This is a genomic window from Streptomyces sp. NPDC054866 (genome assembly GCF_053610745.1).
The window spans coordinates 575,989-588,039 of record NZ_JBSGZA010000003.1 but is presented as its reverse complement, the minus strand read 5'-3'; the positions used below and the strand labels follow the sequence as shown (position 1 = coordinate 588,039).

The following is a 12,051-nucleotide window of genomic DNA, read 5'->3' as shown; positions in this document are numbered from 1 at the left end:
TGGGCTACGTGGCGGAAAACACGAGGCGGGTCTCGTTACGCGGCCGTAAGCTCGCGGACATGCAGGTCATCCAGTCGACGAAGCTCGCCAACGTCTGTTACGAGATCCGGGGCCCGGTACTCGAGGAGGCGATGCGGCTGGAAGCGGCCGGTCACCGCATCCTCAAGCTCAACACCGGCAACCCCGCGGCCTTCGGGTTCGAGTGCCCGCCCGAGATCCTGGAGGACATCCTCCGCAACGTCGGCGACGCGCACGGCTACGGCGACGCGAAGGGCCTGCTCGCCGCCCGCCGCGCGGTGGTCATGCACAACCAGACCCTGGGCATCGAGACGGACGTCGAGCACGTCTTCATCGGCAACGGCGTCTCCGAGCTCATCGTCATGGCCATGCAGGGCCTGCTCGACGACGGCGACGAGGTCCTCGTACCGGCGCCCGACTATCCGCTGTGGACGGCCGCGGTCTCGCTCTCCGGCGGCACGGCCGTGCACTACCGCTGCGACGAGCAGGCGGACTGGATGCCGGACCTCGCCGACATCGAGCGCAAGGTGACCGACCGCACCAAGGCGCTCGTGATCATCAACCCGAACAATCCGACGGGCGCCGTCTACAGCGAGGACATGCTGCGCGGCCTGACCGACATCGCACGCCGCCACAATCTCCTGGTCTGCTCGGACGAGATCTACGACAAGATCCTCTACGACGACGCCGTCCACACCCCCACCGCCGCCATCGCCCCCGACCTCCTCACCCTCACCTTCAACGGCATGTCGAAGGCGTACCGGGTGGCGGGTTACCGCGTCGGCTGGGTGGCCATCTCGGGCCCGAAGGCGCACGCGTCCTCGTACATCGAGGGCCTGACGATCCTCGCGAACATGCGCCTGTGCGCGAACATGCCGGGCCAGCACGGCGTGGTCGCCGCGCTCAGCGGGCGGCAGACCATCAATGACCTCGTGCTTCCGGGCGGGCGTCTCGTCGAGCAGCGCGACACGGCGTACGACCTGCTGACGCAGATCCCCGGCGTGAGCTGCGTGAAGCCCAAGGGGTCGCTCTACCTCTTCCCGCGGCTCGACCCGAAGGTCTTCAAGATCAAGGACGACCGCCAGCTGGTGCTCGACCTGCTCCGTGCCGAGAAGATCATGGTCGTCCACGGCACGGGCTTCAACTGGCCCGAACCCGATCACTTCCGGGTCGTCACGCTGCCCACGGCGACGGACCTGACCGAGGCCGTGACCCGCATCGGCAACTTCCTCGACGGCTACAGCCAGCCCTAGGCCCCGCCGTCCGGCGCGACGACTACCCGGCTCAACTTTAGACAGAATCTAATGTAGGATGGCTTTCAAGCTACCCGCCAGGAGGCCATCCCATGTACGAGCCGATCCGCACCAAGTCGGTCCATGCCATGGCCGACCCGGGCGACTTCCCGCACCGCTCCCGCGAGGAGGAGCTGGACATCCAGCTCGCCGCGCATCTGGCGGCGCTCCTCGCCGTCACGGACGAGCTGCGCGCCCTCGCGCCCGCCGCCGACCTGGACGACGCCGCCGAGCAGCTGTCCTCCGAGGTGGCCCGGCTGCGCGGGGGTCTGCCGCCCGTCCGCTCGGCCGTGGTGACCGCGATCCACGAACCGCACCTCACCGCCCTGCACCAGCGCGCCCACGCCCTCGCGGGCCGCGCCCTGGTGGTGGCCGCCTCGCGCGCCGACACGGCGGCGGCGATTCTCGCTGCGCGGCGTATGGATGCGCACGCTGGCGCGGCCCGGCTGGTTGGCGCCCACTGAGCTGCCGCTGGCCCCGTCTGCGCGGCTGCGGGTGCGTCGTGGCTTGTCGCGCAGTTCCTCGCGCCCCTTCGGGGGCCCGTATACGGCCCCGGTCCGAACGCCCTCGAGGCGTTCGGACCGGGAGCCATCTAACCCGCTAGCTGATCACCCGTACCGTCGCCTCGGCGGACGAGCCGCTGTGCAGGGCGTCGCCCTCGTAGCTCACCGCGTAGACCGTCCTGCCCCGCTTGTTCGGCAGGTCCTTGACCTTGAACGTGCCGTCGGCCGCGACCGGCGCCGACGTCAGCTCACCCGTCGTGCCGAACCGGTCCGTGCGGGTCACCTTCAGGCTGATCCCGGACGGCAGCGCACGCCCCTGCGCGGTCAGCTTCCCGGTGATCTCGACGCCGCCCGCGCGGGTGGCCTCGGCGGGCGCCGTCAGCTCGATCGACGTCGGCGCCTTCGCCACGTCGACGGTGACCGTGACGTCCTCGGCGGGGCGGTGCGTGAGATCGCCGAGGAACCGCAGCGTGTACGTCGCCTCTCCGAGCCTGTCCGGCACGTCGAGGACGGTGAAGCTGCCGTCAGCCGCGACCTTGGCGGGGGCCACGTCCGTCGTGCCGTCCGCGTCCTTGCGGACCGCCTCGACCTTCACCGGCTCCGCGGGCGCGGGCCCGTCCAGCTCCAACTTGCCCCGGATACCGAGCGGTTCACCGACCACGGGCTTGGCGGGCGTGGTGCTCAGGGTGCCCGTGAAGCGCGAGTCGTACTGGGCGGCCGGCGGCTTGATGACGTGCAGCCAGTGGCCGTAGCCGCCGTCCGAGGTCACCGCGAAGAGCCGCGAGCCATCCTTGGACCAGTCGAGGCCGCGCGGCACGACCCGTGAGCCGTCGAGCTCCCCCTCGAAGGCGAACTCCATCGCCGTGGTGCCGTCCGCCGGGTCGGCGGGCTGGATCAGCAGGTCGGACACGCTGCCGTCGGCGACCGCACCGCGCGCCACGTACTTTCCGTCGCCGCTGAACGCCACCGCCGAGGCCTTCGAGCCCACCGGCAGTTGCTGGTAGCCGACCGGGGCGTCCGCCAGGTCGGAGGCGTCGAGCAGCCGGGTGCCGTAGGCCGCGTCGGCGATGGCGATCCGCTTGCCGTCGGCGCTCTGGGCGATGTCCTTCAGGTCGAGCGCGCCCTTGCCCTCGGCGTCCGCGAAGCGCCGCTGCGGGCCTCGCACCAGGTTCTCGCCGCTCGCGTCGAAGGTGGTGACGAAGGCGTTGGCCGCGCTGCCCGCGCCCGCCTGCCCCATCACGAGCCGGTCCGGTGCCCCGGGCCCGGTCTCCAGCTTCAGCCGCCCCTCGCTGTTCCAGCCGGTGTTGACCGATGAGGTGCCGCTGACCCCGTACAGCAGGGCGAGGTTGTCGGGCCTGTCGCAGTACGAACCGCCGGTGTACGGCGTCTCCGTGAACCACGTCTTGCCGCCCGCGACGGCCACCTCACGTCCGCAGGTGACGTCGTAGGGCGTGCTCGCGGCACTGGTCCTGGTCTGTGTCGCCGTATCGAACGCCAGGATGCGGTTGGACTGCGACACGTGCAGTGTCGCGCCGTCCGCGCTGAGCGCCATGCCGGACGCGGGCTGGTCGGTGGCGAGCGAACCGACGCGCTGACCCTCGAAGTTGTAGACCAGGACGGAGCTGGCCCCACTGCCGCTCAGGCGTCCATCGGTGACGTAGACACGCTCGTGCGCGTCGTCGACCACCATCGCCCCGAACGAGGAGATCGGCAGCTTCGCCACCTCGTCCGACGGAGTGGCGGCGTACGCGGCGGGTGTTCCGAGGGCGACCAGACCGGCCGAACCGAGGACGACCGCGAGCGCGGCGCCCGTCACACGTCTTAACCGCTGAGAGTGCTTCAACTTGGCCCCCCACAGGCTCTTTTGGCGGGCGCGCGACGATCAGCGGCCCCCGTGTGGGGTCATTGAAACATGTGAGGGGCATGTGAAGGCGGCGTATGCAAGATGCGGATATACGCGGATGGGCCCCGCACGCCGTTGTGCGGGGCCCATCCGGAATGTGCGTCGTCAGCCAGGTCAGCCGAGACGCTGCACCAGGGCGCGGTACTCGTCCCACAGCTCCTTGGGCGTGTGGTCACCGAAGGTGTTCAGGTGCTCGGGGACCAGCGAGGCCTCCTCGCGCCAGACCTCCTTGTCGACCGTGAGCAGGAACTCCAGGTCGGCGGTGGGCAGTTCGAGGCCCTCGGTGTCCAGCGAGTCCACCGTCGGCAGGATGCCGATGGGGGTCTCGACGCCCTCGGCCCTGCCGTCGAGGCGGTCGACGATCCACTTCAGGACGCGGCTGTTCTCGCCGAAGCCGGGCCACACGAACTTGCCTTCGGCGTTCTTCCGGAACCAGTTCACGTAGTAGATCTTCGGCAGCTTGGACTGGTCGGGCTTGTCCGCGCCGACCTTGACCCAGTGGGCCATGTAGTCGCCCATGTTGTAGCCGCAGAACGGCAGCATCGCGAACGGGTCGCGGCGCAGCTCGCCGACCTTGCCCTCGGCCGCGGCGGTCTTCTCGCTCGCCACGTTCGCGCCGAGGAAGACGCCGTGCTGCCAGTTGAAGGACTCCGTCACCAGCGGCACCGCGCTGGCGCGACGGCCGCCGAAGAGGATCGCCGAGATCGGCACGCCCTTGGGGTCCTCCCACTCGGGCGCGATGATCGGGCACTGCGAAGCGGGCGTGGTGAAGCGGGCGTTGGGGTGCGCGGCCGGGACGCCCGACTCGGGCGTCCAGTCGTTGCCCTTCCAGTCGGTGAGGTGGGCGGGAGTCTCCTCCGTCATGCCCTCCCACCAGACGTCGTTGTCGTCGGTGAGCGCGACGTTCGTGAAGACCGAGTTGCCCCACAGGGTCTTCATGGCGTTGGCGTTGGTGTGCTCGCCGGTGCCGGGCGCGACGCCGAAGAAACCGGCCTCGGGGTTGATCGCGTAGAGCCGGCCGTCCTCACCGAAGCGCATCCAGGCGATGTCGTCACCGATGGTCTCGACCGTCCAGCCGCGGACCGTCGGCTCCAGCATGGCGAGGTTGGTCTTGCCACAGGCGGACGGGAAGGCCGCCGCGACGTACTTGCTCTCGCCCTGCGGGGGCGTCAGCTTCAGGATCAGCATGTGCTCGGCCAGCCAGCCCTCGTCGCGCGCCATGACGGAGGCGATGCGCAGGGCGTAGCACTTCTTGCCGAGCAGGGCGTTGCCGCCGTAGCCCGAGCCGTACGACCAGATCTCGCGGTCCTCGGGGAAGTGCGAGATGTACTTCGTGGAGTTGCAGGGCCACGGCACGTCGGCCTCGCCCGCCTCAAGGGGCGCGCCGAGCGTGTGGACGGCCTTCACGAAGAAGCCGTCCTCGCCGAGCTCGTCCAGGACCTGCTGGCCCATGCGGGTCATGGTGCGCATGGAGACGGCGACGTACGCGGAGTCGGTGATCTCGACGCCGATCGCGGACAGCGGCGAGCCGACCGGGCCCATGCAGAACGGCACGACGTACATCGTGCGGCCGCGCATCGAGCCGCGGAAGACGCCCTTCTCGCCCTGGAAGATCTCCCGCATCTCGGCGGGGGCCTTCCAGTGGTTGGTCGGGCCCGCGTCCTCCTCCTTCTCGGAGCAGATGAAGGTGCGGTCCTCGACGCGCGCGACGTCGGTCGGGTCGGAGGCCGCGTAGTACGAGTTCGGGCGCTTGATCGGGTCGAGCTTCTTGAAGGTGCCCTTGGCGACGAGCTCCTCGCACAGGCGCTCGTACTCAGCCTCGGATCCGTCACACCAGACCACGCTGTCCGGCTGCGTCAGTTCGGCGATCTCGCTCACCCAGGAGACGAGGTCCTGGTGGTTGGTGGGAACGGTGCCCAGGGACTCAGAGAGAAGGGGAGCCGCGATGTCGCGCGCCACGATTGCTCCTATACGAGGGGTTTATAGGTTTGTGTTGCCCCGTGGGGGCTGCGACCCGGACGCTTCACGTGATTGTTCCCTCTGGCGCTCATCCGGTGCCGACCGCACTCATTTGATCATCCGACGCTTCCGCGCATATGTCCAGAGGACGTCACAGGTGAGCGGCGTGAGTATCGCCACTCGCTCCGGCCGCCCTCCGTACACGAATCCGTCACTTGTACGCTCGGGTATCACCGTGAGCATCGCCACTTGTGGGCCACGGTTCCCCCATGACTGATGCCTAACTTACGGTTGCGTAGGTACGATTCTCCTCATGACCGCTCCCGTCCCTGACGCGATCACGAACACCCAGGACGCCAGCCGCGATCCGGCCTCCGGCTCCGACTCGTCCGTGCTCGAAGAAATGAAGCCGAAGATGCGCGGCTGGCTGCACGCGGGCATGTTCCCCGCGGTGCTCGTCTCCGGCATCGCGCTCCTGGCGCTCACGGACTCCACGCGCGCGCGGATCGCCTGCGGGATCTACGTCCTGACGGCATGCCTGCTCTTCGGAGTGAGCGCGATCTACCACCGCGGCACCTGGAGCCCCCGCGCGGACGGCGTGCTGCGCAGACTCGACCACGCGAACATCTTCCTGATCATCGCGGGCACGTACACCCCGCTGACGATGCTGCTCCTGCCCGACTCCAAGGGGCAGTGGCTGCTCTGGGGCGTCTGGGGCGCGGCGGTGGCCGGCATCCTCTTCCGGGTCTTCTGGGTCGGCGCGCCCCGCTGGCTCTACACCCCCTGTTACATCGCGATGGGCTGGGCCGCGGTCTTCTTCCTGCCCGACTTCCTGCGGGCGGGCGGCGTCGCCGTCCTGGTCCTGGTGATCGTGGGCGGGCTGCTCTACAGCGCGGGCGGCGTGATCTACGGCATCAAGCGCCCCAACCCGTCCCCGCGTTTCTTCGGCTTCCACGAGGTCTTCCACTCCCTGACGCTGGCCGCCTTCGCGGTGCACTACGTGGGGATCTCGCTGGTGGCTTACCAGCACGGATAGGCCCAGCACGGAGGGTCTACCCCCTCTTCTCCCTCATGGCCGCGGCTTTCGAGCCGCGGCCATTTGCGTGCCTCGACGGCCCCGCCTCGACGGTCCCACATCTTGACGGTGACTACCTTTTGAGAGTTACTCTCAATTCATGGCCACTGTCACAAGCTCGTCTGCCGCGCAACGGCAGGACCCCCGCCGCTGGTGGGCGCTCGCCGCCCTCGTCGCGAGCATGCTCGTGCTCGGTTTCGACATGACGATCCTCAACGTCGCCCTGCCCACGATGGCCGGGCAGCTGGACGCGAGTACGGGCGAGCAACAGTGGATGGCGGACGCGTACGTCGTCGTGTTCGCGGCCCTGATGCTTCCGGCCGGGCTGCTCGGCGACCGGTTCGGACGCCGCAGGATGCTGATCACCGGGCTCGGGATCTTCCTGGTGGGCTCGTTGATCGGCACCCTGGTCGACTCCGTCGAGCTGGTCGTCGTGGCGCGGGCTGTCATGGGCATGGGCGGCGCGCTCGTCATGCCCCTCGCCCTCGCCGTGCTGCCCGCGCTCTTCGCCCCCGGCGAGCGGACCAAGGCCGTCGGCATCGTCTCCGCGGCCTCCGCGCTCGGCGCCCCACTCGGACCGATCGTGGGCGGCTGGCTCCTCGACCACTTCTGGTGGGGCTCGATCTTCCTGATCAACGTCCCGATGGTCGCGATCGGGATCACGGCCTGCGTCTTCCTGCTCCCGGAGACGACCGACCCGTCCGCCCCCAAGGTCGACGCCGCCTCCACCGCGCTCACCGCGGCCGGGCTCGGCGCGCTCATCTACGCGATCATCGAAGCCCCCGTACGCGGCTGGGGGGACCCGCTGATCCTCGGCATGTTCGGCGGCGCCGCCGCCCTGATCGCCGCGCTCGTCCTGCGTGAACGGCGGCTGCCGCGCCCGATGCTCGACATGGCGCTGCTGCGCAACCGCGGCTTCCTTCTCAACACGATCGCGGCGACGCTCGTCATGTTCGTCCTTTCGGGCCTGATGTTCGTGCTTCCGCAGTATCTGCAGGCGGTGCTCGGCCACGACGCCTTCGGCACCGGCCTGCGGATGCTGCCGATGATGGGCGGACTCCTCATCGCCGCGAGGGGCGCGGAGCCCGTCGTACGCCGCTTCGGCGCGCGTGCGGCGATCAGCGCCGGGCTCATCGTCCTCGCCTTCGCGGCGATCCTCGGCAGCCGTACGACCGTCGACTCCGGATACGGATTCACCGCGCTGTGGCTCTCCATCGCCGGGATCGGCTTCGGCTTCGCCATCGTGCCGGCCATGGACTCCGCTCTCGGTGCGCTCCCCGTGGAGCGGGCGGGATCGGGCACGGGACTCATGATGACCGTGCGCCAGGTCGGCAGTGCCGTCGGGATCGCGCTGCTCGGCTCGCTGCTCTCCAGCGTGTACGTCGACCGCCTCGACACCGGCGGGATTCCCGGCGCGGCGGCGGACGCTGCCGGGGAATCAGTGGTGGCGGCCCACATGATCGGTGAACGGCTCGGGGTGCCACGGCTCATCGACTCCGCCGACGAGGCGTACATCGACGGCATGGTGACGGTCCTCCCGGTGAGCGGCGTCGCGGCCCTTGTGACGGCGCTGCTGGTCGCCGCGCTGCTGCCGAAGGCGAATCCCGCGCCGCCGGAGGACACCGACATGGCACAGCGGACGGAGGATGCCCGACAATGAGGGCCATGACGGCCGCACGCACCACCGCTTCCTCGCAGGGCCCCCAGCTGGGGCTTCGCGAGCGGAAGAAGCTCAAGACCCGCATCGCGATCCGTGAGGCCACGTACCGGCTGATCGAGGAGCAGGGGTACGACGCGACGACCGTCGAGCAGATCGCCGACGCGGCGGAGGTGTCGGCGTCGACCGTGTTCCGGTACTTCCCGACCAAGGAGGACATCGTCCTCACCGACGAGTACGACCCGCTGCTCGAGGACGAGCTGCGGGCGCGCCCGGCGGACGAGTCGATCGTGGAGTCCTTGCGGCACGTGCTGCGCAGTGCGGTGGGCCTCGGGTCCGCCGAGGAGCCGGAGATCCTGCGCCTCCGTACGCGCCTGATGATCGAGGTCCCCGCTGTGCGGTCCCGGCTCCTGGAGAGCATGTCGGTCACCAGCCAGATGCTGTGCCGCGTCGTCGCGGAACGCAGCGGCCGCGACCCCGGGGAGCTGGAGGTCCGGGTGTTCACGATGAGCCTGATCGCCGCGCTCACCGAGACGACGGCGTACTGGGCGGAACACGGCCACCGGGACGATCTGCGCGAGTTGGTGGACCGCGCGATGGACATGCTGATCGCAGGGTTCGGGACGGGTGCGGCTTAGGCTTGACGCCGGTTCGGCGCCCGCGCGGTAAATCCCCGGCCTCCTCCGCTGCCGCCATGCCATCCTGACCGCATGAACGGTCCGGAGATCCTCATCGACTTCGCCCCTGAGCTGGGCGTCTTCGTCCCGCACGAGCGAAGGGGCGGCCCCACCAAGGCCGTTACGGACGGCGTGTCCACGCTCGGGCACGTCGTCGAATCGCTCGGGGTTCCGCTGACGGAGGTCGGCGCGCTCGTCGTGGACGGCGCCGAGGTCCCGGTGTCGCACGTCCCGGCGGCGGACGAGTCGGTGGAGGTCCGCGCCGTCTCCCGTCCCCAGCCCGTGCCCGGCGCTCCCCTCCGCTTCCTCCTCGACGTCCATCTCGGCACGCTGGCCCGCCGGTTGCGGCTCCTCGGCGTCGACGCGGCGTACGAGAGCACGGACATCGGCGACGCCGCTCTCGCCGCGCGGTCGGCCGCGGAGCGGCGGGTGCTCCTTAGCCGGGACCGGGGGTTGTTGCGGCGGCGGGAGTTGTGGGCCGGGGGGTACGTCTACAGCGACGCGCCGGAGGAGCAACTGCGGGATGTGCTGGGGCGGTTCGCGCCTTCTCTGCATCCGTGGAGCCGCTGCACGGCGTGCAACGGCTCGCTTAGGGCGGCGAGCAAGGAGGATGTGGCGGACCGCCTGGAAGGGGGAACGCGGGGGTCGTACGACGTTTTCGCGGAGTGTGTGGAGTGCGGGCGGGTGTACTGGCGGGGAGCGCATCATGATCGGCTGGAGGGGATCGTGGCGGGGGCGGTGAAGGAATTCTCCCCAACCCCACCCTTTCCCGAAAACCGTGCCTGCGCCCCGGACCTACCTGGGGCTCCGCCCCAGACCCCGCTCCTCAAACGCCGGAGGGGCTAATTTTCAGCCGTCCGGCGTTTGAGGACGCCCCCGCGCAGCGGGTTTTCGGGAAGGGGCGGGGTTGGGGACAAAGAAGCCCCTGCCCTCAGCCCGACAGCTTCGCCGCCAGCTCCCCCGCATCCACAGTCGGCGCGTCGCAGACGAACCGGCGGCAGACGTAAGCCGCCGGAAGCCCCCCGACCAGCCCCCTCCCCGCGAGCAGCGGAAGCTCATCGCCGCCCGCAGGGCCGACAGCCACCACAGCCCCCGGCGCCGTCCCCAGCAGCGCGGTGCGATGCAGCTCTCCGCCCACCGAGCCGATCACCGCAACCTCACGGGGTCCGTCAAGCGCAGCCTCCGCCACCGCAAGCCCGTGCCCGATGAACCGCGGAGCACGCGGCGCGAGCCCCTTCACCACCCCCAACGCCCGCTCCGCCGCGAGGCGATGCGGCTCGGCGCCGGTCTGCGCCGCGTACGACAGCAGCGCCCCGGCCGCCGCCGTCCACCCGGACGGCACCGCGTTGTCCGTGGGATCCTGTGGCCTGCGGATCAACTGCTCCGCGTCCGCCGCCGTGTCGTACAGAGACCCGGACTCCGCGTCCACGAACTGGCCGAGCACGTGGTCGAGCAGGAAACCGGCGAACTCCAGCCACACCCCCTCCCCCGTCACGGAGGCCAGCGTGAGGAACCCCTCGGCGACATCGGCGTAGTCCTCCAACACGCCCGCGTTGGCGCCGACTTGACCGTCCTTCGAGGTGCGCGACAGTCGCGCCCTGTCGTCCATGTGCAGGCGTACGAGAAGGTCGCCCGCGCCCACCGCCGCCGCCACCAGATCCGGCCGGTCGAAGTACGCGCCCACCTCCGCGAGCGCGGCGACGGCGAGCCCGTTCCAGGCGGCGACGATCTTGTCGTCACGGCCGGGCGCGGGCCGCTCCGAGCGTGCCGCGAGCAGCCGCTCCCGGATCGAGGAGATCCGCTCGGCATCTGCCACAACGCCACCCGTGTCGGGGAGTTGGAGCACCGAGGCGCCTTCCTCGAAGGTGCCTTCCTCCGTCACGCCGAAGTACGTGGCGGCCAGCTCGGCGTCCGCGTCGCCGAGGACCTCGCGCAGCTGCTCCGGCGTCCACACGTAGTACGCGCCCTCGACGTGCTTGCCGCTGGCGGCGTCCTCGCTGTCCGCGTCGAGCGCCGAGGCGAAACCGCCCTCGTTCGTGCGGAGTTCGCGCACCATGAAGTCGGCGGTCTCCAGGGCGACTCGCCGCGCGAGGTCCGATCCCGTGGCCCGCCACAGGTGGGCGTACACGCGGCAGAGCAGCGCGTTGTCGTAGAGCATCTTCTCGAAGTGGGGCACGACCCACTCCCGGTCCACGGAGTAGCGCGCGAAGCCGCCGCCGAGCTGGTCGTAGATCCCGCCGCGCGCCATCCGCTCGCAGGTGTCGGCCGCCATCTGGAGGGCGCCCTCGGAGCCGGTGCGGGCGTAGTGCCGCAGCAGGAACTCGACGACCATGGACGGCGGGAACTTGGGCGCGCCGCCGAAGCCGCCCCGCGAGGCGTCGTAGTCGCGCGTCAGGCCGAGCAGCGCCTGCGCGAGCTCGTCCTCGCCGGGCAGTTCGTCGGAGCCGAACGCCAGCTGGCGTTCGGAGAGGTCACGCACGATCTTCCCCGCGACCTCGGCGACCTCGCCGCGCCGGTCCGTCCAGGCGCGCCGGACCCCGTCGGCCACCTGCTGGAAGGAGGGCATGCCGTGGCGCGGCTCGGGCGGGAAGTACGTGCCGAAGTAGAAGGGCTCGGCGTCGGGCGTCAGGAAGACCGTCATGGGCCAGCCGCCCTGCCCGGTCGCGGCCTGTACGGCCTCCATGTAGACGGCGTCGATGTCGGGCCGCTCCTCGCGGTCGACCTTGACGTTGACGAAGTGCGCGTTCAGGAAGGCGGCGGTGCCGGCGTCCTCGAAGGACTCGTGCGCCATGACGTGACACCAGTGGCAACTGCTGTACCCGACGCTGAGCAGTACGGGCACGCCCCGCTCCCGCGCCTCGGCGAAGGCCTCTGCCGACCAAGGCCACCAGTCGACGGGGTTGTCGGCGTGCTGAAGGAGGTAGGGGGACGTCTCATGGGCCAGTCGGTTCGGCATACCTCCCATCC

9 protein-coding genes are annotated in these 12,051 nt (G+C 70.2%); 6 read left to right on the top strand and 3 right to left on the bottom strand.

Translation table 11 applies throughout. The features are described 5' to 3' along the window. The first annotated feature begins 59 nt into the window (after positions 1-59). Together ACWGI2_RS18145 and ACWGI2_RS18140 are read left to right on the top strand one after the other, a co-directional pair. Positions 60-1,271, top strand: coding sequence for a pyridoxal phosphate-dependent aminotransferase (locus tag ACWGI2_RS18145; protein ID WP_453397221.1), 1,212 nt, complete (start codon positions 60-62; stop codon positions 1,269-1,271). Positions 1,272-1,363: 92 nt separating this feature from the next. Beyond that, complete coding sequence (locus tag ACWGI2_RS18140; RefSeq protein WP_453397222.1) at positions 1,364-1,774, top strand: SCO4983 family protein; 411 nt, start codon at positions 1,364-1,366, stop codon at positions 1,772-1,774. Positions 1,775-1,910: 136 nt separating this feature from the next. Here ACWGI2_RS18140 and ACWGI2_RS18135 read toward each other — a convergent pair whose 3' ends face one another. Continuing rightward, complete coding sequence (locus ACWGI2_RS18135; RefSeq protein WP_453696251.1) at positions 1,911-3,629, bottom strand: Ig-like domain repeat protein; 1,719 nt, start codon at positions 3,627-3,629, stop codon at positions 1,911-1,913. 201 nt (positions 3,630-3,830) lie between these two features. Further along, positions 3,831-5,675, bottom strand: a complete 1,845-nt coding sequence (locus tag ACWGI2_RS18130; RefSeq protein ID WP_453696249.1) for a phosphoenolpyruvate carboxykinase (GTP) — start codon at positions 5,673-5,675, stop codon at positions 3,831-3,833. Between the two features lie 313 nt (positions 5,676-5,988). Here ACWGI2_RS18130 and trhA point away from each other — a divergent pair, with 313 nt between their 5' ends. The 4 genes from trhA (at position 5,989) to ACWGI2_RS18110 (ending at position 9,930) form a co-directional block, all read left to right on the top strand. Further along, a complete protein-coding gene (trhA, locus tag ACWGI2_RS18125; protein ID WP_453696247.1) occupies positions 5,989-6,711 on the top strand; it encodes a PAQR family membrane homeostasis protein TrhA in 723 nt (240 codons plus the stop codon). 139 nt (positions 6,712-6,850) lie between these two features. After that, positions 6,851-8,410 carry an MFS transporter gene (locus ACWGI2_RS18120; protein ID WP_453696246.1) on the top strand — a complete coding sequence of 520 codons (1,560 nt, stop codon included), beginning with the start codon at positions 6,851-6,853 and terminating at the stop codon, positions 8,408-8,410. Between the two features lie 5 nt (positions 8,411-8,415). Then, a complete protein-coding gene (locus tag ACWGI2_RS18115) occupies positions 8,416-9,045 on the top strand; it encodes a TetR/AcrR family transcriptional regulator (RefSeq protein WP_453397227.1) in 630 nt (209 codons plus the stop codon). Positions 9,046-9,117: 72 nt separating this feature from the next. Further along, positions 9,118-9,930 (top strand): Mut7-C RNAse domain-containing protein, encoded by an 813-nt coding sequence (locus ACWGI2_RS18110; RefSeq protein WP_453696244.1) that lies wholly within the window; start codon positions 9,118-9,120, stop codon positions 9,928-9,930. A gap of 85 nt (positions 9,931-10,015) precedes the next feature. Here ACWGI2_RS18110 and ACWGI2_RS18105 read toward each other — a convergent pair whose 3' ends face one another. Next, entirely contained in the window at positions 10,016-12,040 is a 2,025-nt protein-coding gene (locus tag ACWGI2_RS18105; RefSeq protein ID WP_453696243.1) for a thioredoxin domain-containing protein, read from the bottom strand. Between the last annotated feature and the right edge of the window lie 11 nt (positions 12,041-12,051).